The sequence below is a fragment of the Streptomyces sp. AK010 genome (genome assembly GCF_014207295.1).
Taxonomy (GTDB): Bacteria; Actinomycetota; Actinomycetes; order Streptomycetales; family Streptomycetaceae; genus Streptomyces; species Streptomyces massasporeus.
Map to the genome: position 1 here is coordinate 182,288 of NZ_JACHCX010000004.1, position 21,789 is coordinate 204,076.

Sequence of the window (21,789 nt, forward strand, 5' to 3'; positions counted from 1 at the left end):
TTTTGTCGTATCGCCCAACGCCTCGGTCAGGACGAGGAGTTGTTGCTCCCGACTGCCGTATGTGAGGCGTGGGTCTTTGACGACTCGACGAAGACGCCGTCCCGGTGCGGGCCTCAGCCTGGTGTTCCACCCGGGGCGGCCCCGGGCGCCTCGCCCACGACACCGGAAGGCTCACCATGACCGGACTGACCCCCGCCGCCGAGCGGCGGACACGGATCCTCCAGGAAGCGGTACGGCAGGGACTGCTGGACGCCGGGCGGTCCCAGCTGGCCGCCTTCGTCGACTTCGACGGCGTCGCCGCGACCGTCGCCCGTCTGCACCGCGCCTTCCCCTCCGCACCGCGTGTGCTGCACGCGTTCGCCGCCAAGGCGAACTGCCTGGTGCCGGTGCTGGCGGAGCTGCGGCGGCTCGGCATGGGGTGCGAGGTGGCCACCGCGGGTGAGCTGGCCCGCGCGCTGGCAGCGGGATTCGCGCCGGACCGGATCGTCTTCGACTCCCCCGCCAAGACGGAGGCCGAGCTGCGGCACGCCCTCGACCTGGGTGTGGCCGTCAACGCGGACAACTACCAGGAACTGGAGAGGATCGATGGGGTGCTGGGCGGCCGCCTCCCGGTCTCGCGGATCGGGGTGCGCGTCAACTCCCAGCTCGGTGGCGGCAGCATCGCCGCGATGAGCACGGCGACGAGCACCTCGAAGTTCGGCGTCCCCCTGGCGGACCCGGGGAGCCGGCAGCGGCTGCTGCGCGCCTACCACGATCACCCGTGGCTGACCTGGGTGCACACGCACGCCGGTTCGCAGGGCTGCCCGCTCGACCTCATGGCCGGCGGGGTCGGGCAGGCCGTGGCGTTCGCCGAGGAGGTCAACGCCTCGCTCGGGCGGCGCCAGGTCGTCGGCATCGACATCGGCGGCGGACTGCCCGTCAACTTCGCCGACGACGAGACCACTCCGACCTTCGAGATGTACGTCCGGCAGGTGCGCGCCCAGGCTCCCGCCCTGTTCTCCGGCGGGTACGAGATCGTCACCGAGTTCGGGCGGTCCGTCCTCGCCAAGAACGGGTTCACCGCCGCGTACGTCGAGTACACCAAGAGCATGGGCGGCCGGCCGATCGCGGTCACCCACGCCGGTGTGCAGGTGGCCACCCGGACGGTCTTCACCCCCGACGCCTGGCCGCTGCGGATCGAGGCGCACGACGGGAACGGCAGGGCCAAGCGGGGCGGGCAGGTCCGCCAGGACATCGCGGGACCCGCCTGCTTCGCCGGGGACCTGCTCGCGCGTGACCGTGCGCTGCCGCTCCTGGAACCGGGCGACCTCATCACCGTCCCGGACACCGGCGCCTACTACTTCTCGACCCCCTTCCACTACAACAGCCTGCCCGAACCCGCCGTGTACGGGGTCAGGACGAGTGGTGACGGCGGCGGTGTCCGCTTCGAACTCCTGCGTCCCGCGCAGGACCCATGGGACGTGCCGGGCCCGGACGGGCACGACGCCGGCCCGGGCCGGGCGGCCGGCAACCTCCCCGGCCGACACCGGGAGTACGAACCCGTTCACGGCGTCGGATAGGGGCACCGGGGTGGCACAGGCCAACCGCCGGCGGCCCGGCGGGGACGGACCGCTCCTCAGCCAGCGCACCGCGATCGTCTTCCTGCTGGCAGCCCTGGTCGGCGTCGGTGCCACGGTTCTGGCGGCGCTGGCCGGCAGCATGTGGCCGGTCGCGGTGAGCGTCGGCGGCGGGGTCGTGGCCCCGGCCGTCCTGTTCTTCAACCAGATCATCGACTAGGACGAGCGGTTCCCGCCGAGGCGTCGCCACGGGAACCGCCCGTTCGGCTTCCCGCTACGGCAACCTGCCGCCGAGCAGCGCCAGGTTCTCGATGGCGGCGAGGCCGTACAGCGCGGTGTCGTTCGTGGACACCCAGGTGGCCTCGCTGCCCGCCACGAGCGCCACCGGCCCGCTCAGCTTCTCCGTCTTCCAGGGCGCGGACTCCTTGTAGCCGTCGGAGTTGTAGAACTTCTCCCAGGCCCGCTTGGCGAGCTTCTCGTCGCCGGTCTTGACGGCCGCGTACGCGTCGAGGCGCGAGTGGCCCTGGAAGAGCAGCAGGTTGCCGAAGTTGGAGCCGTAGCGTGCCGCCTGTTCGGCCTTGGTGGCGTTGAAGTAGCGGCAGTAGTCGAAGTACGCCTCGTTGAACTTCGGCATGTCGACCAGGTCGATGAGCTCGGCGCACAGCTCGTTGAGGCCGAAGACGGCCGACAGGTGCGAGACCTCCACCTTGGGCGCCCCGGCGACGGCGAACTTGCCGGTGTCGAGGTCGTACAGGCCGCTGCCCTGGACGAAGCCGTTGGGCTGGGCGGCGATGGTCTCCATCGTGGACAGCACGCGGGCCCTGGCCTTCTCCCACTTGGGGCCCTTGCGCTCCCACTCCGTCAGCCAGGCCGACACCAGGCCGCTCCAGTCCGTGCCGAAGCCGATCGACAGGGCGTGCCGGTCCGGGGTGTACGGCTCGGTGCGGATCTTGCGGAGCGGGTCGAGGGCGAGGAACGTCTCGTCGGAGTCGACGTTGGCGTGCATGAGGTCGCCGACGCGTTCGTCCGCCGTGAGGAAGTAGTAGTAGCGCCGGTAGGTGGTGTTGGCGATGCGCTGCTGCTTGGCGCTGTCGGCGAAGTGCTGCACACCGTGGCGGGTGCCGAGGCCCGCCCATGTGCCCAGGTGGTAGACGTCGACCTCGCCGGTGTGCCGGGTCATCGCCTCGGCGAAGCGGAAGATGTCGGAGCGGCCGGAGCGCAGATAGGCGAACCAGAGCCACAGGTCCGGCGACAGCTCGGAGTTGTCCCAGGCGTAGCCGCCGATGTCGTACCGCCACTGGTGCCGGAACGTGTCGTAGGTGTGCATGATGTCGCCGTAGTCCCAGAAGCCGTACCAGCGGCGCTGCTCCACCTGGTCCTTGTAGTAGGTGAAGAGGAAGTCGAGGTGATCCTCGATCTTCGCCTTCGCCGGGGTGGAGCGGTCGGGCTCGGAGTACAGGCCCGGGCCGAAGACCTTGGCCTTGATGAGCTGCCTGGGCGGAGCGGCCAGCTGCGGCAGCACGCGGACGGCCTCGACCTGCTCGGCGAACCGGTCGGGGCTCGGGGTCGTCTCGTTGGCCCAGAAGAGGAGTTCGGAGGTGCGGGCGATGCCGTACGGGGTGCCGAACTCCGGCTCGTAGTCCTCGTAGGTGATGTTGAGGCCTTCGAGCTGCTCCGGGAAGGTGTCCTGGCCCATGCCGTCGTGGTAGAAGCGCATGTCCATCGGCTGTGCCTCGGGCGACCAGAGCCAGAGGGTCACCTCGGCCTCGTCGGTGTGGGCGTCCCGGATGTCGAGCTGGGCGGGGAACTTCTCCCAGAAGTCGCGCAGTCCGAAGGAGAACCCACCGCTCGCCCCGCCGACGTACCCGAAGCCGGAGGCGCGCCGGCCACCGCCCGCGGCGACCCAGCCGTGCCCCTTCTTGGTGCGCTTGCGCAGCGTGAAGCCGTCGGCGGACAGCTGCGAGAGGGTGTAGTCGCCCCACTCGGGGATGTACTGCAGCCGGGTCGTCACCCGCTGGTCCCAGGTGGCGGGGTCGGGCAGCTTCCTGCCCTCGAACTGGGCCGCCTGCACGGCCGCTCCGGGGTCCCGGCGCAGTCCGGTGATGCCCTTGACGGCCTCGCGCAGCAGCCCGGCGCCGTCGCCGCCGATGCGGATGTGACGGTCGTACGACTCGTCCCGCAGGGGCACGGTGAAACGGACGCCGAGGCCGCGGATGAAGTCGCCACCGGCCTTGCCCGGCTCCTGTCTGCCGTCGTAGGTGATGGTGTGCACCATGCGGAAGGAGTGGGCGCCCGCGTAGAAGTAGAGCCTGATCGAGAAGGGCAGCCAACTGCGGCCGCCCTTGCGGTGCTTGCCGTCGATGCGGACGACCGCGCGGACCGGGCCCGCCTGCTCGACCTCGACCTTGGAGATCGCGCCGTCGAAGCGCTCGGTCCTGACCGCGCCCTGGTCCTCGTCCTCGATCTCGGGCTGGCGGATCAGCACGAGCCGGCCGTTCTTCGCGATCTCCGTGGAGCCCCGGGTGACGGACTTGACGAGCGTGGAGCCGGACGTGCCGATCCTCGCGGTGATGACGCCGGTCGAGATGTCGATGGCACCGCCGCGCTTCTGCACGGTGACCTTCTTCTCCGGGGCGGCGGGCGTCCCGGCGGCGAGGGTGAGCTTGCCGTCGCCCGAGGCGACCGCGTGGGCGGTCCACTTGAGGGAGCCGTCGGGCCAGTAGGCGATCGGCCAGGACTGCACGGGCACGGCCTTGCCGCCTGCGTCCGTGAGCGCGAAGGTCTGGTCCTTCTGGTACGCGCCCTTGGGCCAGGGCACACCGACGGTGGAGCCGGGTGCGGCGCCGAGGCCGCCGTCCTCCAGCCAGTCCAGGGTCACCGGGTCGGCGTCGGCCGCCCCGGCTCCGGGCGCGGCCTGGGCGTCCTGCGCGCCCAGCGCCCAGCTGACCTGGGCGGCGGCTCCGGTGACGGCGGCCGCCTTGAGGAGGGACCTGCGGGGGATGGGAGACATGGCGATGCTGCCTTTCCTTGTCCGTGCGGGAAGGTCCGTGCGGAAAGCGAATCCATACGCTGGTCAGGGGCATGACAGAGAGAGGTGCGGCGCCGGAGCGCCGACCCGGAACAGGGGGGGGACCGCCGTTCAGCGGTGCCGGTACCGCTCCTCCACGGCGACGGCCGCCGCCGCCACGGCCCCGAGGACGGGGAGCGCCAGCGGTGCGGCGAACCAGGCGGACACGGCCACCACGGCCAGCCCGCCGACGATCAGGAAGGACCCGGCCGGGTCGAGCACCGTGCGGCGCCCGGCGTGCGCGAGGAGCGTCCGCCAGCGTGCGCCCGGCTCCCAGACCGCCGCCGCACGCAGCCCTGCCACGACGAGCCCGATGAGCGCGACCACGCCGACGGCCCCGACGAGCGGCCCACCGGGTATCCCCGCCCGGGCCGCCTGCACATCCACCCAGACCGCTGCCACCGCCGCCCACCCGGCGACCCCGGCGAGCCACCCGCCGCGCAGGGCGGTGCGGAAGTCGGCGACGAACTCCCGCCGGCCACCGCCCTCATGGGCGGTACTGCGCCGCAGATGCCGTGCCCCGGCGGCGAACGCGGCGGGGTAGGTGACGACTCCCAGCGAGGCCACCGCGATCCACACACCGGTCAGCAGACACTCGGCGAACACCGCGAACCTTCCCCACGCTCTCGACTCCGCTCGAGCAGGGGACGCCCCATGGGCGAGCACCGACTCGCCCCGTACCTTCACCCGTGTCCCGGCCATGCCGCCTCAGCCCTTCAAACCCGATGTGGCCATGCCGTCGATCAGATAGCGCTGGAAGGCCAGGAAGAAGGCGAGCACCGGCAGCAGCGCGACCAGTGACATGGCGATCATGCCGCCGTAGTTGGCCAGTCCCTCCTGGTCGACGAACATCTTCAGACCCAGCGAGACCGTGTACTTGTCGGGCTCGTTGAGGTAGATCAGCGGGCCCATGAAGTCGTTCCAGGAGTTGATGAAGGTGAAGATCGCGCTGGTGATCAGGGCCGGCCGGCTCAGCGGCAGCACAATGGACCAGTAGATCCGGAAGTGCCCGCAGCCGTCGAGCCGGGCCGCCTCGTCCAGTTCCTTGGGCATGTTGCGCATGAACTGCACCATCAGGAAGACGAAGAACGCCTCGGTGGCCAGGTACTTCCCGAGCAGCAGCGGCGTGTAGGTGTTGATCAGCTCCATGTTGCGGAACAGCACGTACTGCGGGATCAGCAGCACGTGGTACGGCAGCAGGAGCGTGCCGATCATCAGCGCGAAGAGCAGATTGCGCCCGGCGAACCTGATCCTGGCGAAGGCATAGGCCGTCAGCGAGCAGGACACCAGGATGCCGATGACGGAACCGACCGCGAGGAAGAGCGAGTTGAAGAAGAACGTGGAGATGGAGATGTCGGCGATGCCGTCGGTGAGGCTCGTGTAGTTGGCGATGACCGGGTCGCCCGGGAAGAGGTCCAGGCTGCCGACGATGTCCTCGCTCTTCTTGAAGGACCCGCCGACGACCCAGATCACCGGGTAGAGGATCACCGCGAGGATCAGCAGGGACCCGATGTGCCAGGCGAGGGAGCCGGGCAGCTTGTGCCGCAGCGCCCCGGGGCCGGGCGACGTGCTGTCGGTGGTGGCCTGCGCGCTCATCGGGCGCCCTCCTCGTAGTGCACCCAGCGCTTCTGGGACCAGAACAGCACCGCCGTCACCAGGGCGACCGCGATCAGCAGGAGCCAGGCCATCGCGGAGGCCAGACCCATGCGGCTGTTCTCGAAGCCCTGGACGTAGAGGTAGCAGGTGTAGACCATCGAGCCGTCGGCCGGACCGCAGGCATTGCCTCCGGCACCGCCGCCGACGATGTACGCCGAGCTGAAGATCTGGAACGAGTGGATCGTCTCCAGCAGGACGTTGAAGAAGAGGACCGGGGAGATCATCGGCAGCGTGATGTTCCAAAAGCGCCGCAGCTTGCCCGCCCCGTCGACCTCGGCCGCCTCGTACAGCTCGCGCGGGACCTGCTTGAGACCGGCCAGGAAGATGACCATGGGGGCGCCGAACTGCCAGACGGTGAGCGCCACCAGGCTGTAGATGATCATGTCCGGGTCGCCGGTCCAGCCGCCGACGTCGATACCGAGGATCTTCTGCGTACGGTCGACGATCGCGTCGTCCGAGAAGATCGCCTTCCAGACGATCGCAACGGAGACGCTCGCGCCGATGAGCGAGGGAGCGTAGAAGGCGGCCCGGTAGAAGGCCTGCCCGCGCCGGCTCTGGGCGAGCAGCAGTGCCACGCCGAGGGCGGCGATCAGCTTGAGCGGCGTACCGACGGCGACGTACCAGAGCGTCACCTGCACCGAGTGGCGCCAGCGCGGATCGCCGAACATCTCGGAGAAGTTGTCGAGACCGATCCACTTGGGCGCGTCGAACAGGTTGTAGTCGGTGAAGGCGAAGTAGAGCGAGGCGATCATCGGGCCCGCCGTGAGCAGCAGGAACCCGGCGATCCACGGGGACATGAAGAGATAGCCGGCCAGGTTCTCCCGGCGCCGTCGCCGCTTGAGGGCGGCGGGGCGCTCGGGCTGCACCGGACCGTGCCGCGGCTCGGAGTCCTGGGACAGGCCCTCCATCGCAGGGGCGTGTGTCACGGTGGTTCCCATCAGGTGCCGAGAGCCGTCTTCGACTCGGTGAAGAACTGCTTGACGGCTTCCGCCACGGACCTCTTGCCCAGGCCCATCTCCTCGGCGATGCGCAGGAACGCCGACTCGCAGATGTCCGCGCCGTTCGGGTGCGGGGTGATGGGCTCGAGGACGCCGGACGTGACGAGGGACTGCTCGTAGGCGGCGATCGCCTGGTTGACCGGGTCGGTCGGCTTGTACGCGTCGAACTGGGCCTGCGTCGCGGGCACACCCCGGTCGTAGCCCATGATCTTGGCGACCTCGGGGTCGTGCACCATGAAGTCGATGAACTGCGCGACTTCCTTGGGGTGCTGGGTGCGCTTGGAGGCGCTCAGCATGAGGGAGCCGAGGTACTGGCCGGTCTTCTTGCCGTCCGTCGTCGGGATCGGGGCCAGGCCGTACTCGCTCTTGCCCTCGGAGGTGTAGCGGACGGTGAAGTTGTCCCAGGTGAACTCGCCGCCGGAGAGCTCCGCGGCGAGCGCCGACTTGGGCTTGATCTGGGCGACCTTCTTGGGGTCGGAGAAGAGACCGTCCTCGACGCCCTTCCTGGCCTTCGTCCACCAGTCCGTCAGGTCCGCCTCGGTGAAGCCGAGTCCGTCCTCGGTGAAGAACGCCTTGCCGTTCTGGCGCAGGTAGAGGTCGTAGAGGTACATCGTGCCGTACATGCCGCTGTCACCGGCACGGCCCGTCTTGTCGCGGATCTTCTTCATCGCCGCGTCGAAGTCGTCCCACGTCCAGCCCTGCTCCGGCTTGACGCCGGCGCGCGTGTAGACGGGCTTGTCGATGACGAGCGCCATCGAGTTGGAACCGACCGGGACGCCGAGGAGCTTGCCGTCGATCTCGCCGAACTTCTCGAGGCCCGCGCGGAATCCCTCCATCCGGAGGCTGCCGGCCTCGGCCTGCTCGCTGAGATCGAGCAGGACGTTCTTCGCGTCGTATTTCCGGAGGAAGCCGATCGCATTCTGGAACACGTCCGGCGGATTCCCGCCGGAGGCCTGGGTGTTGAACTTCTTCCAGAAGTCGAGATAAGGCTGGAAGTCCGTTTTCACCTTGATCTTCGGGTACTTCTTGTGGAAGAGCTCGATCGTCTTGTTGATTCTCTCGGCGCGGTCCTCCGCACCCCACCACGCATAACGGATCGTCACCGTCCCGTCCGCGGCGGTCCCTCCGTCACCGCCGCACCCGGTCGTCGCGGCCAGCCCCAGCGTGGCTGCCGTGGCTCCGGCCGCCTTCAGGATCGTACGTCTCTCAACATTCCTGCCGTTCACCACGGTTGGACCTCCCCGCACGTCGTCCCGCTCGCATGAATCGTTTCAAGTAAGCGCTTGCTGGCACAAGCTACGGAGGGGCTGAGAGTGCGTCAATGATTCGGACAAGATTTTCTTACCGAAGCGGTGGGTGACGCAGCGGGCCGGGGAGGTGGGTCCCGGGGCGGGGTCCGGCGATGTCGCTGGTGGCGGCCGGGTGGGCGAGGCGCCGGACGAGGAGGGGCGAGCCGGGCCGATTCCGGGCGCGACCGGAAGTCGACGGTGGAGGTGGCGGGAGGGGCTGCGGGGGCGGGGGTTCGTTTCAGCCAGGTGGCGTCGGAGCGGGGGCGTCGCGGGTGGGGCGGCGGCGCGAACGGGTCCCGGAGCAGGGGCGGCGTTCCCAGGGTCCCGGCCGGCCCGGCCGGCGGATCCCGGCCTCCGCCTGATCGGCCCACGGGGCACCCCTTGACGCCCGGCTCCCCCGCACGGTCCCGCCACCTGCCGGTCCGATGCGGCCCCTCCCGCAGGCTCCCGGCACGGTCCGCTCGACAGGGGGCGCGGCAGCCCTCGTCGGCCGGAACTGTGCGTTACCGGGACGGGCGCGAGCGCCCGGCGGAAGACCAACGACGGACACCTCCAAGCCCCGGCCTGGACGGAGCCCGGCGCGCGGTGTCCTGGCACGCACAACGACGGTGGCCCACCTGCGCAATCGCAGGTGGGCCACTGGTCCGGGTGGGCGATACTGGGTTCGAACCAGTGACCTCTTCGGTGTGAACGAAGCGCTCTCCCACTGAGCTAATCGCCCGGACGCAGGAAGAACATTACCCCATGTCAGGGGGTACCTGTGACGCTCACTGGTCCTCGATCTTCCACGGCATCGTGATGCCGAACTTCCACAGGTAGAAGCCGACCAGCACGCCCACGATCACCAGCCCGATCGACGTCAGGATGATGTTGCGGCGCCGCACCGCGGGATCGAGGGCACGCTGGGCCGCCTCGGTGACCTTCCGCTTGGTCCAGCGGAGCACCAGCTGGGCCCAGACGAACTCCGTCGCCCAGATCGCCATGCCGCCGAAGATCACGACCCAGCCCGGCCCGGGAAGGGGCAGCATGATGATGCCGGCCACGACCACCGCGAGCCCGATGATGAAAACGCCGACCTGCCAGCTCACGTGCAGCGCCCGACGGGCCTTGATGAATTCCGGCGCCCGCGAGCCGAGCCCGCGGTCCTGCTCGCCGTGCACCTCGCCCGTCCCCGTCTCGTCCGACGCCACGGCCACCTCGCCCGGCTCGTTACTCCCCGTATTCATACGGGGAAACACTACCCGAGCGAAACCAGTCACCGGAATGGACGCGCGACGCGAACGATCTCTCGGCCGGAAGAGTTACGTAAAGGCACGCAAAACACTCAGAGGGGTTTACAACGGCACCGTAGGTGGCATGTCGATTTCGCCGACGTGCGAATCCCCGAGCGCACACTGAGCGAAAGGCCCTGGCGCTTATGAACACCACGGTCAGCTGCGAGCTGCACCTGCGCCTCGTTGTGTCGAGCGAGTCCTCCCTGCCTGTCCCCGCAGGCCTGCGGTACGACACGGCCGACCCCTACGCCGTGCACGCCACCTTCCACACCGGAGCCGAGGAAACCGTCGAGTGGGTGTTCGCCCGCGACCTCCTCGCCGAGGGGCTTCACCGTCCTACGGGCACCGGCGACGTCCGCGTCTGGCCGTCGCGCAGTCACGGTCAGGGCGTCGTGTGCATCGCCCTGAGCTCGCCGGAGGGCGAGGCCCTGCTCGAGGCCCCGGCGCGGGCCCTGGAGTCCTTCCTGAAGCGGACCGACGCCGCCGTGCCGCCCGGCACGGAACACCGGCACTTCGACCTCGACCAGGAGCTCTCGCACATCCTGGCGGAAAGCTAGGGCGAGGCCCCCACAAAGCCGCCCGGCGCCGTCGACTCGGGGAGACGGCTCGGGCCCGGACAACCGCACATGGGATGACACCGGCGCCGTTACCGCGGCTCAACGCGGTACGGCGCCGGTTCGCGTCCTGAGCCCCTCCCCCGCTGCCGCGGCGCGGGAACCCTGGCGGGCCCGGCGGCGTTGTATTCGAAGCCATGTGCGGGCATGAGGGCGGTCCGGCGGTGGTGGAGCCGTTACCATCGGCCAGCATCGGCGGGCGCCCGCCCGATCCTCAGGCCAGGGAGCAAATCGTGCTGATCACCCACGACACCCGGTGCGCCCTCGACACCGTGGTCGATCTGGTGAACACCGCACCGGAGGACGACACGGCGTCGGACGGGCTGCCGGACGTGGCGACCCTCATGGACTTCGTGCGGAACCACGAGATCAGCGATGTCGGGGTGCTCTCGGAGTTCGACCTCTCCGCGGTGCGCAAGATCCGCGAGCGCTTCGCCGCCGTCTTCGCCGCCCCGGACGCCCGGGCCGCGGCCGGCCAGATCAACGAACTGGTCGCGGCCGCCGGCACCACGCCCCGGCTCACGGACCACGACGGCTACGACTGGCATGTGCACTACTTCGCGCCCGGCGCCTCCGTCGCCGACCATCTGGCCGCCGACTGCGGCATGGCGCTGGCGTTCTTCGTGGTCGCGGGCGAGCAGGAGCGGCTGCGGCGCTGCGAGGCGCCCGACTGCCGGCGCGCCTTCGTCGACCTGTCCCGCAACCGCTCACGGCGCTACTGCGACAGCCGCACCTGCGGAAACCGGCTGCACGTGGCCGCGTACCGGGCGCGCCGCAAGGAGGCGGCGGGCTGACGCCGTCGCCGGGTCGCGGCGTCCCACAGGACGTCGATGCCGACGCGGCCCCGGCGGATGGCGCCGGGTACCGCGGGTACGGCTCACAGCAACAGCAGATCGTGCAACGAGGCCATGAGCAGCAGGCTCCCGATCACCGCCAGGAAGATCATCAACGGTGGCTGGGATAGGGCGAAGAGGCAACCACGCGGCTCGTCCCGCCGGGGACGTGGCTCGTCCTGCGGCGGTGCGGGGTCGCTCTGTTTCGTCGTGTCGAGCATCTCGCGGCGATGATGACGCAGTCGCCCCGCCTGACGCGATCAGCGCCCTCGTTCCGTGCGGGAGTGGGACGATTCCGTGAGGTCCGGGTCGGGTTGTGATCACTTCCGCGCGCCCGCGGACGCACTGTGACGATTCAGCCCCGGGCGGTGTGCCTCGTCATATGCCGTGCTTCTTGAGGATGGCCTCGATGTCGCTGAAGTCGTCGTCGCCGCGGGACGCCGGCGCGGGCCGGGTCGCCGGGCGGGTGCCCTGGCCCAGGGAGGGCGCCGCGGCGGCGGGGGCCACCGCATCGGACCGGCCGGCCTCGCGGGCCGCGGCCCGGCGCTCCTTGCGGGTGCCGCCGCCGCGGCGGCGCTCCACGGCCCGTGTGGTCATGAAGAGCACCCAGGCGAGGCCGAGCACCCCGAAGCCGGCCCAGGCCGTCGGGCTGAACGCGGTGTCGGCCAGCCACTCGACGACTCCCGTCATCACCAGGCCGATCGGAACGAGGGAGTAGGCCGCGACACGCACCGCCGCGAGGTAGCGCTTGCGGTACGCCGTGACGATCGCAATGCCCAGGCCTGCCGCGGACACGGCGGAGCATACGGTCTCGGCAATCATCCGGTCCTCCAGGCGTGGCGGGGTCGGGTCGGGGCACTTCGTCCCTTCCATCCTGCACCCGCCGTACCCCGGGGGGCCATGCCACGGCCCGACATCAGGGACATCTCCGGGTCACCTCCTCCGCAGGTGCCGGTGCGGGCTGCGCCCCCGGTCCGCACTGCTGGGAGACTGTCGGCATGAGCGACTCCTCCTCCGACCGTTCCACCGCCCCCGTCCTCGAGGTCTGGTGCGACCTCCAGTGCCCGGACTGCCGCACCGCGCTGGACGATCTCCATGCCCTGCGCGCCCGCTACGGCGACCGTCTGGAGCTGCGGCTGCGGCACTTCCCGCTGGAGAAGAACAAGCACGCCTTCGCCGCCGCCCAGGCCGCGGAGGAGGCGTGGGCGCAGGGCCGCGGATGGCCGTACGCGGAAGCCCTGCTGGGGCGGGTGGAGGAGCTGTCCCGTAAGGGGGAACCCTTCCTGGTCGAGGTGGCCCGCGAACTGGACCTGGACGCCGAGGAGTTCGACACCGCGCTGGTCGACGGCCGGCACATCCTGATCGTGGACGCCGACCAGGCCGAGGGCAAGGCGATCGGCGTGACCGGCACCCCGACATACGTCATCGGCGGTGAGCGGCTCGACGGCGGCAAGAGCCAGGAGGGTCTGTGCGAGCGCGTCGAGGAGATCGCGGACCGGCTGCTGGCCGGGCAGGAGCACTGACCGCCCTCGCCCGGCTCCCGGGCATCTACAGCAGCGGCTTGTACATGGCGTACTGCTCGGTCTCGTAGCCGAGGGAGGCGTAGAGCCGTTCGGCCGGGGCGTTGCCGGCGAAGACGTTGAGGCCGAGGGTCCGCCTGCCCTCGGCGATCGTCTGGGCCTCGGCGAGCAGCATCAGCGTGCGGCCGTGGCCCTTCCCCCGGTGGGCGGCGTCGGCTTCGACGTCGAAGACGAACGCGCTGCTCTCGCGCACCGCCAGCCACAGGGTGCCCACCGGTGTTCCCAGGTGCTCGACGACGCTGATGAGCATGCCGGGGGTGGTGAGGCCCTCGGGCAGCAGGGTGGCGTGGTCGCGCTCCGACTTGGCCCGGGCCTCGGCCTCCGGGACGCCCCGTTCGATCCAGCTGCGCGCGTAGTCCTCCATGCCTTTCTCCAGCCAGGGCCCGAACTCCGCCTCGGTCATGGGCCGGGCGCGACTGCCCTCCGGCAGGTCGGGCGGGGTGTCGCCGAGCCGCTTCTCCATGCCGCGGTTGCGGACGACGTAGCCGAGCGCCGTGGCGAGCCGGAGTCCACCCTCGGATGCCGCGGGGACCGTCGCCTCGACGCGGCGGCACCCCCAGCCGCGCACCACCTCCTCCGCGGCGAGTGCGGCGACCGTGCCCCGGCCCCGCCTGCGGTCCGGTTCGTCGATGTGCAGCTTCGTGATCCGGGCCACCCCGGTGCCGAAGACGGGGTGCGTGCCGAGGTGTATCGCCCCCACGGGACGGCTGTTCACACACACCTGGAAGCGGCGCGAGCGCGTCCCGTCGGCATTCTGCTGAAGCGGCTCGATCGGCCGCAGGGTCGTGGTCATCAGGGGTGTTCTACCCGCAACCACGGCCCTGGTCAGCCGGATGTCCGGGCCTTTCAGGGGTCGAGGTCGTTCCCGGCCCGCTCGCCGAAGATCCGCATGGCCTTGGCGGTCACCGGGCCCGGCGCGCCGGGCAGCTCACGGCCGTCGACGCGGTGCACGGCCTGTACGTCCCGCAGGGTGGACGTCAGGAAGATCTCGTCGGCCCGCTCCAGGACGTCCAGCGGCAGGTCGGTCTCCCTGGCGCCGGTCCATTCGACCGTCAGCGCGCGGGTGATGCCCGCGAGGCAGCCCGAGGCGAGCGGCGGCGTGTGGATCTCGCCGCCGAGGACGACGAAGACGTTCGACCCGGTGCCCTCGCACAGCTGCCCCACCGTGTTGCCGAACAGGGCCTCGGACGCGCCCTGTTCACGAGCTCGGGCGAGGGCGACGACGTTCTCGGCGTACGAGGTGGTCTTCAGGCCGGTGAGCGCGCCGCGCTCGTTGCGGGTCCAGGGCACCGTGATCACGGCGGTGGAGTCGGGGCGGCGGGTGGTCTCGGCGAGGGCGACGACCAGGGTCGGGCCGTGCTCGCCGCGGTCGGAACCGAGGGGGCCGTGGCCTGCGGTGTAGGTGATGCGGAGGCGGCCGAGCGGCACGGGGTCGGCGTCGAGGACGGCGGCGCAGGCGCGGCGCACCTCGTCGTGGTCCGGGTCCGGCAGGCCGAGGCCGCGCGCGGACCGGGTCAGCCGGTCGAGGTGCCGGGTGAGCGCGAACAGCCGGCCGTCCACGGCCTTCACCGTCTCGAAGATGCCGTCGCCCACGGTCAGCCCGTGGTCGAAGACGGAGACGCGGGCGGACTCGGTGTCCTGCAGACCGCCGTCGAGCCAGATCTTCACGTCAGGTCCTCTCCACTCACCTCATACACTCCCGACGCTATCGCGAGCAGCCGGGACGCCTTCAGCTCGGTCTCCCGCCACTCCCCCTCGGGGTCGGAGCCCCAGGTGATGCCGGCGCCGGTGCCGAAGCGCAGCACGCCGTCGGCCCGGTCGATCCAGAAGGTACGGATGCCGACGGCCAGCTCTCCGACCTCCCGGTCGGCGTCGACCCAGCCGATGCCGCCGCAGTACGGCCCCCTGGGCGCCGTCTCCAGCGCGTCGATGATCCGCAGCGCGCTGGACTTGGGCGCGCCCGTGACCGAGCCGGGCGGGAAGGCCGCGCCGAGCAGCTCGGCCCAGCCGGCCCCCTCCCCCAGCTCGCCGCGGACCGTCGACACGAGGTGGACCAGGCCGGGGTGCTTCTCGACGGCACACAGGTCGGGCACCGTGACACTGCCCGTGGCGCACACCCGCCCGATGTCGTTGCGGACGAGGTCCACGATCATCACGTTCTCGGCGTAGTCCTTCTCCAGCAGGTCCGCCTCGGTGCGGCCGGTGCCCTTGATCGGGCCGGACTCCACGGTCCGGCCGTCGCGCCGCAGGAACAGCTCGGGGGACGCGGTGGCGATCTCCACACCGTGCCCGGGCAGGCGGATCGTTCCTGCGTACGGTGCCGGGTTGCCGCGGGCCAGCAGCGCGGTGAGTGCGTCCACGTCGGCGCCGGGCGGGACGGGCGCGGACAGCACCCGGCACAGGTTCGCCTGGTAGACCTCGCCCGCCGCGATGTGCTCGCGGATCCGCCGCACCCCGGCCGTGTACGCGGCGCGGTCGAGCGAGGACGTCCAGTCACCGGCAGCGGGCCCGCGCCATGCGCCGGGCACGGGGACGGGCACGTCCGTCGTCCGGACCTCCGCGAAGCGGGCGCAGGTCAGACGGCCCTCGAAGTCGGCGCAGACGGCCCAGAAGCCGCTGGACTCCAGGGCTTCGGGATCGTCGGTGACGTCGAGGAGCCCGGTGGCGACACGGTCACCGAAGCGGGCGAGAGGAGGGAGGTCGAGCACGTCGTCGAGTCTAGGGCGGGTGTCCTGCGGGTGGCCGGGGGATGTCCCGTCGGGCGGCCCTGTGACCTCGCTGAGCAGGGGAAGCGCAGCACGCTGCACAAACGCGTTTTTGTGCTGGCCCCGGAATCCGCTAGAGTTCAACACGTCGCCGGGCCGCGAGAGGGGTCCGAAACGACAGGCGGACGTAGCTCAGTTGGTAGAGCGCAACCTTGCCAAGGTTGAGGTCGCGAGTTCGAACCTCGTCGTCCGCTCGAAGGAAGAGGGGGCTTCCCGGCCCCCTACACTCCTGGTGGAGTGGCCGAGAGGCGAGGCAACGGCCTGCAAAGCCGTCTACACGGGTTCAAATCCCGTCTCCACCTCCAAGGACGATTAGCTCAGCGGGAGAGCGCTTCCCTGACACGGAAGAGGTCACTGGTTCAATCCCAGTATCGTCCACTGGATCTTTCAAGATCCCGACCCGCGCGATTAGCTCAGCGGGAGAGCGCTTCCCTGACACGGAAGAGGTCACTGGTTCAATCCCAGTATCGCGCACGCAGTGCCCATGATCCGATGCACTCGGTGCTCATGGTCCCGAGGACGATTAGCTCAGCGGGAGAGCGCTTCCCTGACACGGAAGAGGTCACTGGTTCAATCCCAGTATCGTCCACATCACACAGGAGCCCCCAGCCGTTCGCGGCCGGGGGCTCCTGTGGTGTCACGTCTTCACGTCACGACGAGAACAGCATGTGGCCGAAGCTCTTGTTGCGGTGGTGACCGTGATGGCCGTGGTGCCCGTGGCCACCGTGCGGGGCGCCCCAGGCGGGGGCCGGTGGGGCCGGGTAGGCCTGCGGGGCGGGCGGGGGCGGCGGGGCGGTCTGGGACCACTGGGATTCCAGCCGGGTCAGCGACTCCAGCTCGCCGTAGTCGAGGAAGATCCCGCGGCAGCCGCTGCACTGCTCGATCTGGACACCGTTGCGGTTGTACGTGTGCATCGGCGCACGGCACTTCGGACACTGCATGGTCGTTCAACTCCTCGCCGGTCGGTCCTGCTTCACATCTCGCCAGGACAGACTCCGTCCCGCTGCAGTCGGTTGCACCCTACTTCGCGTGGTCCTGCGCCAACTGCGGCGGGACGGTAGCCATTCGGTCACAGGCGTCCACGACCGACTGCTCCACCTCGTCCAGCGGGCGGCCGGCCGCGAGCGCCTTGGTGACGGCCCGGGCCGCGGTCTGGGCGGTGAGGGCCCGGGCGGGGACGTCGAGGGCGGGCCAGGGGTCGCCCTCGACGGGGACGGCGGGGCCGCCGGCCTCCCGGTAGGCGGTGAGGAACCGGGTCCACTCGTCGGGCGGGAGCAGGCCGCAGGCGTACCAGGCGGCGGGGCGGGCGAGGTCCCAGGCGGGGATGCCGACGCCGAGGTCGTCCACGTCTATGAGGAGCCAGGGGCCGTCGGGGGCGGGGTGACGGATGAGCTGCCCCAGGTGGAGGTCGCCGTGGCAGAGGGTGCCGGTGGTGGGCATCGGGGCCTCGGCGCGGGCCCAGGGCGGGAGGGTGGCCCAGGCGCGCAGGACAGGGGCGGCCGCCGGGTGCGGACCGGCCTCGCGGAGTCGGCCGATGGCCTGGGCCGCCTTGCGGGGGCCGCGCATGGCGGGCAGGTCCACCGGGGCCGGGGTGCGGTGGAGGCGGGCGAGGAGGGTGGCGGCTGCTTCCCAGGGGGCGGCGTCCGGGTCGTCGGGGTCCACGGGGGTGCCGTACGGCCAGAACGTCGTGGGGCGGCCCTGCAGGTCGGCCGGGGCCCGGTCCAGCGGCGGCAGGAGGATGTCGGGGTGGTGGGTGGCGAGGGTGAGGCGGCCGGCCAGTTCGGCCGGGTCGGTGCCCGGGGCGTGGGCCTTCGCGACGGTGTCCGCGTGCCGCACCACCAAGCCGTCGGGGCGGTCGGCGAGCGTGGCCGCGCCGCAGGGGCAGGCCGACGAGCGTGCGTGGGCGGTGGCGCGGGCCTGGGCGGTGAGGTCGGCCAGGAGTGGAACGGCGGCGGAGGTCACCGGCTGAGAGTACGTGCCGACGGGACCCGGCCGTAGGGAACGGTTCGTTCCTGGTGCTCGGCGCTTGCGGGGCAAAAGCAATGCCGGCGCAGCTCCCCAGCTGCGCCGGCATTTTTTGCCGTCCGCCGCACCCCCGTCCCCACGGGGTTTCATGGGTGTGATGTCCCCGCCCGGACCGCTCTTCCGGGCCTGGGGGTCGCCGCTCAGCGCCCCAGCATCTCTCCCACGGACGACGCCTGTGTGGCCACTGTCTCCCACCCGTCGAAGACGAGGAGGAGCAGGACCGCCAGGGGAAGGGCCATCAGCGTCGCCACCACCGGGTGGCGACGGCCCTGGCGGCGGCGGAACGCGGCGGCGTACACCTTGCGTCCCTCTTCGCGGAGCAGCGTCCGCGGAGCCGTCTGGGCCATGGTCCCTCTTCTGACCGTTATCGGTTGTCGTTGGCAGCGGCGGGCGTCTGACCTCGGGGGACGAGTGCTGCCACCCGCCGCTTGACCTCAAATCTAGGCGTCCGGCCCTCCCCCGGCGTCATGCCCTCGTACCGATTCCCGGGCCTCCCGGAGGATGAGCCGCCACCTGCGATGTACTCCCCTGGGTGGAGACGAGGACGCGGGTCTCGGGGTCTTCCCCGACGGGACGACCGGATCATCCCTCTTTGTCCGAGCTCTCCTCTCGCGGAACCGGCTGTTCCACCAGAGCCAGCACCCGATTCGCCATGAAGCGGGCGGTACGCACGACCGCCCCTCCCCCACTGCCTAAGGGGTCCTTTCACTATGCCCGTCCGGGTCGCGCGGCCTGGCACCGCACCTCGCCGCGTTGCCGAAAAGCCCTAGTAGCTCCGCTACGAGGGCTTCCCGGCGCCTTGCGACGCACGGCACCAGACCACGCGCCCTGATCGGACGCTCATAGTGAAAGGACCCCTAAACGGCATGGGGCCCCACCGGGTGACTTCGCTCACTTCCACGACACCTAGGCGTACCGCCGTCGCCACCCTGCGGCCCGCCCTGCTCGCCACCACCTCATAGGTGCGCGTCGTGTTCCCCGCATCCACGACTGTCTCCACGCGATCACCCTTCACAGGACCAATCCCCCTTCTGTGACGGGTGGTTGGGATCACCAGCAGCGCGAAGTCCGCCTCCTCGCGCCCTCCCTGACCACCTTTCAAGTCTCCCACCCACCACTGACAATCCATCACGCCGAGAGGGCGCGGCCTCTGCGCGCGGGCGGCCGTGGAAACGTAAGCTGTGGCTCGTCACAGGACCGGGCAGCGGGGATGAACATGGCGATGATGCGCCTGAGGCGCGAGGACCCGCGCGTCGTCGGCTCGTTCAGGCTTCACAGACGGCTCGGCGCAGGCGGGATGGGCGTGGTCTACCTGGGCTCCGACAAGAAGGGGCAGCGGGTCGCGCTCAAGGTCATCCGTCCCGACCTGGCGGAGGATCAGGAGTTCCGCTCCCGGTTCGCCCGTGAGGTCTCGGCGGCCCGGCGGATCCGCGGCGGCTGCACGGCCCGGCTGGTGGCCGCCGACCTCGACGCGGACCGGCCCTGGTTCGCCACCCAGTACGTGCCCGGCCCGTCCCTGCACGACAAGGTCGCGGCCGAGGGACCGCTCGGCGCGGCCGATGTCGCCGCCGTGGGTGCCGCCCTGTCGGAGGGCCTGGTCGCGGTGCACGAGGCCGGGGTGGTGCACCGGGACCTGAAGCCGTCCAACATCCTGCTGTCCCCGAAGGGACCGCGGATCATCGACTTCGGCATCGCCTGGGCCACCGGCGCCTCGACGCTCACCCATGTCGGCACGGCGGTCGGCTCGCCCGGCTTCCTCGCACCGGAGCAGGTGCGCGGGGCAGCCGTCACCCCGGCCACGGACGTGTTCTCGCTCGGTGCCACCCTCGCGTACTCCTCGATGGGCGACTCGCCCTTCGGGCACGGCAGTTCCGAGGTGATGCTGTACCGCGTGGTGCACGAGGAGCCGCAGCTGCACGGCGTGCCCGACGCGCTGGCCCCGCTGGTCCGTGCGTGTCTGGCGAAGGACCCCGAGGAGCGGCCCAGCACGCTCCAACTGTCGCTGCGGCTCAAGGAGATCGCGGCCCGGGAGTCGCAGGACCTCTCCGGCGTCCGGCCGCCCGCGCCACGCGGCGCCGAGAGCGACCGGCCCGTCGACACCTACCCCGAGCGCACCCGGCGTTCGCAGGGACAGCAGGGCGGCGGGGTCTCCGGGGCGCAGCGGGGCCGGGGCACTCCCCCGCCGCGGGGTTCCACCCCGTCCCGGGACGGCCATCCGTCGCCGGACGGTCCGGCTTCGCAGAGCGGGACCGGTGGGCGCGGCGGAGCCCGGGCGACCGGGGGCGGGAACCGCAGCAGGACTCCGGTGCGCGGGGCGGGCACCTCGCGGGGCGGCACCCCGTCGCGGTCCGGGTCGCGGCCGACGCCCACCGGGCGCAACGGCACGCGGTCGGGCAGCGGCAGCCGCCCCGCCCCGCACAGCGGCGCCGGGCGCCCGTCGAGGAACACGGGGACGAAACTGCGGCCCGCCAATCCGCGGTTGCTGCGGCAGCGGCTGTTCGTGTTCGTCGTGGTGACGCTGCTGGTGGCGGTCGGCATCGCCCTGGTGCAGGGCTGCCAGGGCCCGGCGCGGGGACTCGGCGGCGACGGGAGCGGGGTACGGCAGGAGCGCGTCCAGCCGGACGTTCACCCTCGGGACTTCTAGCCGGAGGGCGACGGTCCGCCGTCCGGCGCGGCGTCAGAGCCCCGGCAGGACCCGCTCGACAAACTCCCGGCGCGGGGTCAAAGCCCCGGCAGGACCCGCTCGACGAACTCCCGGCGCGGGGTCAAAGCCCCGGCAGGACCCGCTCGACGAACTCCCGGCGCGGCGTCAGAGCTCAGGCTGGACCCGTTCGACAAACTCCCGGCGCGGCGTCAGAGCCCCGGCAGGACCCGCTCGACGAACTCCCGGCGCGGGGTCAAAGCCCCGGCAGGACCCGCTCGACGAACTCCCGGTCTCCGTCGAAGACCGGGTCCAGCGCCAGGAACTCCCGCGGGGTGACCCAGCGCGTCTCGGCGACCTCGCGGGGGTCGGGGACCACCACGCCCGTGTCGGCGCGGGCGGTCCACCAGTGGAGGCGGAAGCGGTGGTCGTCGGTCTCCGACTCCCAGACCTTCGCCTCCGGTACGGCGATGAGGCCGACCTCCTCGCGCACCTCCCGGACGACCGCCTGCTCCTGGGTCTCGCCCGGTTCGACCTTGCCGCTGAGCGGCTGCCAGAAACCGGGGCGGACGACGGCCGGGCCGCGCCGGACGGCGAGGAGGCGATCGCCGCGCAGAAGGACGGCGACGACGGCCTCGCGCTGCTCCACGTGACGTCCTCAGACCGGGGGCCGGCCGGTGGCCACGGCGTAGAAGGCCACGGCCGCCGCCGCGCCCACGTTGAGGGAGTCGACGCCGTGGGACATGGGGATGCGGACCCACTCGTCGGCGGCGACCAGGGCCTGGGTGGACAGGCCGTCGCCCTCGGCGCCGAGCATCAGGGCCACGCGGTCCATGGTGTGCGGGGCGGCCTCGTCGAGGGGCCGGGCCTTCTCGTCGGGGGTGAGGGCGAGCAGGGTGAAGCCCGCCTCGCGCACCGACTCCAGGCCCTTGGGCCAGGTGTCCAGTCGGGCGTACGGGACGGAGAAGACCGCGCCCATGGAGACCTTCACGCTGCGGCGGTAGAGGGGGTCGGCGCAGTCCGGGGAGAGCAGGACCGCGTCCATGCCGAGGGCGGCGGCCGAGCGGAAGATCGCGCCGATGTTGGTGTGGTCGTTGACCGACTCCATGACGACGACGCGGCGGGCGCTGCGCAGCAGGTCGGCGGCCGTGGGCAGGGGCTTGCGCTGCATGGATGCGAGGGCGCCGCGGTGCACGTGGTAGCCGGTGACCTGCTCGGCGAGCTCCGGGCTGACGGCGTAGACCGGGGCGGGGAGTTCGTCGATGACGTCGCGCATGACGTCGACCCACTTGGCCGAGAGCAGCATGGACCGCATCTCGTAGCCGGCTTCCTTGGCCCTTCTGATGACCTTCTCGCCTTCGGCGATGAACAGGCCCTCGGCGGGTTCGCGCTTGCGGCGCAGCTCCACGTCGGTCAGGCCGGTGTAGTCGCGCAGACGCGGGTCGTCGGGATCCTCGACGGTGATGAGATCGGCCACAGGGTGATACTGCC

The 21,789-nt window shown here is 71.2% G+C and carries 23 protein-coding genes and 6 tRNA genes; 11 read left to right on the forward strand and 18 right to left on the reverse strand.

Annotation, left to right across the window (positions count from 1 at the left end; translation table 11 throughout):
* The first annotated feature begins 176 nt into the window (after positions 1–176).
* Positions 177–1,559 (forward strand): diaminopimelate decarboxylase, encoded by a 1,383-nt coding sequence (locus tag HDC93_RS09605; RefSeq protein WP_260419508.1) that lies wholly within the window; start codon positions 177–179, stop codon positions 1,557–1,559.
* 10 nt (positions 1,560–1,569) lie between these two features.
* Positions 1,570–1,776, forward strand: a complete 207-nt coding sequence (locus tag HDC93_RS09610) for a hypothetical protein (protein WP_185009174.1) — start codon at positions 1,570–1,572, stop codon at positions 1,774–1,776.
* Between the two features lie 54 nt (positions 1,777–1,830).
* Here HDC93_RS09610 and HDC93_RS09615 read toward each other — a convergent pair whose 3' ends face one another.
* The 7 genes from HDC93_RS09615 to HDC93_RS09645 form a co-directional block, all read right to left on the reverse strand.
* Positions 1,831–4,566: a Tat pathway signal sequence domain protein gene (locus tag HDC93_RS09615; RefSeq protein ID WP_185009176.1), complete on the reverse strand. Its 2,736-nt coding sequence runs from the start codon at positions 4,564–4,566 to the stop codon at positions 1,831–1,833.
* A gap of 129 nt (positions 4,567–4,695) precedes the next feature.
* Positions 4,696–5,325, reverse strand: coding sequence for a hypothetical protein (locus HDC93_RS09620; protein ID WP_185009178.1), 630 nt, complete (start codon positions 5,323–5,325; stop codon positions 4,696–4,698).
* A 6-nt stretch (positions 5,326–5,331) separates the two neighbouring features.
* Positions 5,332–6,219 carry a carbohydrate ABC transporter permease gene (locus tag HDC93_RS09625; protein WP_185009180.1) on the reverse strand — a complete coding sequence of 296 codons (888 nt, stop codon included), beginning with the start codon at positions 6,217–6,219 and terminating at the stop codon, positions 5,332–5,334.
* Positions 6,216–7,217 carry a carbohydrate ABC transporter permease gene (locus HDC93_RS09630; RefSeq protein WP_185009182.1) on the reverse strand — a complete coding sequence of 334 codons (1,002 nt, stop codon included), beginning with the start codon at positions 7,215–7,217 and terminating at the stop codon, positions 6,216–6,218. Before HDC93_RS09630 ends, HDC93_RS09625 begins: the two co-directional genes overlap by 4 nt.
* Positions 7,217–8,506: an ABC transporter substrate-binding protein gene (locus HDC93_RS09635; RefSeq protein ID WP_185009184.1), complete on the reverse strand. Its 1,290-nt coding sequence runs from the start codon at positions 8,504–8,506 to the stop codon at positions 7,217–7,219. Before HDC93_RS09635 ends, HDC93_RS09630 begins: the two co-directional genes overlap by 1 nt.
* A gap of 709 nt (positions 8,507–9,215) precedes the next feature.
* Positions 9,216–9,287: transfer RNA gene (locus HDC93_RS09640), tRNA-Val, on the reverse strand.
* A gap of 46 nt (positions 9,288–9,333) precedes the next feature.
* Positions 9,334–9,792, reverse strand: coding sequence for a TIGR02611 family protein (locus HDC93_RS09645; RefSeq protein ID WP_185009186.1), 459 nt, complete (start codon positions 9,790–9,792; stop codon positions 9,334–9,336).
* 191 nt (positions 9,793–9,983) lie between these two features.
* On the opposite strand from HDC93_RS09645, the gene HDC93_RS09650 reads away from it, so the two are divergent.
* Positions 9,984–10,397 carry an SsgA family sporulation/cell division regulator gene (locus tag HDC93_RS09650; protein WP_004002642.1) on the forward strand — a complete coding sequence of 138 codons (414 nt, stop codon included), beginning with the start codon at positions 9,984–9,986 and terminating at the stop codon, positions 10,395–10,397.
* A gap of 290 nt (positions 10,398–10,687) precedes the next feature.
* Complete coding sequence (locus tag HDC93_RS09655; protein ID WP_185009188.1) at positions 10,688–11,248, forward strand: CGNR zinc finger domain-containing protein; 561 nt, start codon at positions 10,688–10,690, stop codon at positions 11,246–11,248.
* Positions 11,249–11,331: 83 nt separating this feature from the next.
* On the opposite strand, the gene HDC93_RS09660 is transcribed toward HDC93_RS09655, so the two are convergent.
* Positions 11,332–11,508, reverse strand: a complete 177-nt coding sequence (locus HDC93_RS09660) for a hypothetical protein (RefSeq protein ID WP_185009190.1) — start codon at positions 11,506–11,508, stop codon at positions 11,332–11,334.
* A gap of 157 nt (positions 11,509–11,665) precedes the next feature.
* On the reverse strand, positions 11,666–12,109 hold the full coding sequence (locus tag HDC93_RS09665) for a hypothetical protein (protein WP_185009192.1): 444 nt from the start codon (positions 12,107–12,109) through the stop codon (positions 11,666–11,668).
* A gap of 176 nt (positions 12,110–12,285) precedes the next feature.
* Here HDC93_RS09665 and HDC93_RS09670 point away from each other — a divergent pair, with 176 nt between their 5' ends.
* Positions 12,286–12,810, forward strand: a complete 525-nt coding sequence (locus HDC93_RS09670; protein ID WP_185009194.1) for a DsbA family protein — start codon at positions 12,286–12,288, stop codon at positions 12,808–12,810.
* Between the two features lie 25 nt (positions 12,811–12,835).
* Here the strand turns inward: HDC93_RS09670 and HDC93_RS09675 are convergent, their stop codons facing one another.
* Genes HDC93_RS09675 through HDC93_RS09685 form a run of 3 tightly spaced genes read right to left on the reverse strand, consistent with a single transcriptional unit; the run spans position 12,836 to position 15,575 of the window.
* Positions 12,836–13,660 (reverse strand): GNAT family N-acetyltransferase, encoded by an 825-nt coding sequence (locus HDC93_RS09675; protein ID WP_185009196.1) that lies wholly within the window; start codon positions 13,658–13,660, stop codon positions 12,836–12,838.
* A gap of 53 nt (positions 13,661–13,713) precedes the next feature.
* Positions 13,714–14,535, reverse strand: a complete 822-nt coding sequence (locus tag HDC93_RS09680; protein WP_185009198.1) for an aminotransferase class IV — start codon at positions 14,533–14,535, stop codon at positions 13,714–13,716.
* A complete protein-coding gene (locus HDC93_RS09685) occupies positions 14,532–15,575 on the reverse strand; it encodes a chorismate-binding protein (RefSeq protein WP_185009200.1) in 1,044 nt (347 codons plus the stop codon). The genes HDC93_RS09680 and HDC93_RS09685 overlap by 4 nt, the downstream gene beginning before the upstream one ends.
* Positions 15,576–15,753: 178 nt before the next feature.
* On the opposite strand from HDC93_RS09685, the gene HDC93_RS09690 reads away from it, so the two are divergent.
* The 5 genes from HDC93_RS09690 to HDC93_RS09710 all read left to right on the forward strand — a co-directional run bounded on the left by HDC93_RS09690 (position 15,754) and on the right by HDC93_RS09710 (position 16,221).
* Positions 15,754–15,826, forward strand: a tRNA-Gly gene (locus HDC93_RS09690).
* A 37-nt stretch (positions 15,827–15,863) separates the two neighbouring features.
* Positions 15,864–15,937 (forward strand) — tRNA-Cys (locus HDC93_RS09695).
* Between the two features lies 1 nt (position 15,938).
* Positions 15,939–16,010, forward strand: a tRNA-Val gene (locus HDC93_RS09700).
* A 24-nt stretch (positions 16,011–16,034) separates the two neighbouring features.
* Positions 16,035–16,106 (forward strand) — tRNA-Val (locus tag HDC93_RS09705).
* A gap of 43 nt (positions 16,107–16,149) precedes the next feature.
* Positions 16,150–16,221: transfer RNA gene (locus HDC93_RS09710), tRNA-Val, on the forward strand.
* 61 nt (positions 16,222–16,282) lie between these two features.
* Here HDC93_RS09710 and HDC93_RS09715 read toward each other — a convergent pair.
* The 4 genes from HDC93_RS09715 to HDC93_RS39600 all read right to left on the reverse strand — a co-directional run bounded on the left by HDC93_RS09715 (position 16,283) and on the right by HDC93_RS39600 (position 18,672).
* Positions 16,283–16,573 (reverse strand): zf-TFIIB domain-containing protein, encoded by a 291-nt coding sequence (locus HDC93_RS09715; protein ID WP_185009202.1) that lies wholly within the window; start codon positions 16,571–16,573, stop codon positions 16,283–16,285.
* Between the two features lie 79 nt (positions 16,574–16,652).
* On the reverse strand, positions 16,653–17,594 hold the full coding sequence (locus HDC93_RS09720; protein ID WP_311774526.1) for an aminoglycoside phosphotransferase family protein: 942 nt from the start codon (positions 17,592–17,594) through the stop codon (positions 16,653–16,655).
* A 203-nt stretch (positions 17,595–17,797) separates the two neighbouring features.
* Positions 17,798–18,004 (reverse strand): hypothetical protein, encoded by a 207-nt coding sequence (locus HDC93_RS09725; protein ID WP_030842984.1) that lies wholly within the window; start codon positions 18,002–18,004, stop codon positions 17,798–17,800.
* Between the two features lie 431 nt (positions 18,005–18,435).
* Positions 18,436–18,672, reverse strand: coding sequence for a hypothetical protein (locus HDC93_RS39600; protein WP_398984600.1), 237 nt, complete (start codon positions 18,670–18,672; stop codon positions 18,436–18,438).
* Between the two features lie 195 nt (positions 18,673–18,867).
* Between HDC93_RS39600 and HDC93_RS09730 the strand changes: the two genes are divergently transcribed.
* On the forward strand, positions 18,868–20,301 hold the full coding sequence (locus HDC93_RS09730) for a serine/threonine-protein kinase (protein WP_185009206.1): 1,434 nt from the start codon (positions 18,868–18,870) through the stop codon (positions 20,299–20,301).
* A 253-nt stretch (positions 20,302–20,554) separates the two neighbouring features.
* On the opposite strand, the gene HDC93_RS09735 is transcribed toward HDC93_RS09730, so the two are convergent.
* A complete protein-coding gene (locus HDC93_RS09735; protein WP_185009208.1) occupies positions 20,555–20,947 on the reverse strand; it encodes an NUDIX domain-containing protein in 393 nt (130 codons plus the stop codon).
* Positions 20,948–20,956: 9 nt separating this feature from the next.
* Entirely contained in the window at positions 20,957–21,775 is an 819-nt protein-coding gene (locus tag HDC93_RS09740; protein WP_185009210.1) for an RNA methyltransferase, read from the reverse strand.
* Positions 21,776–21,789 lie beyond the last annotated feature (14 nt).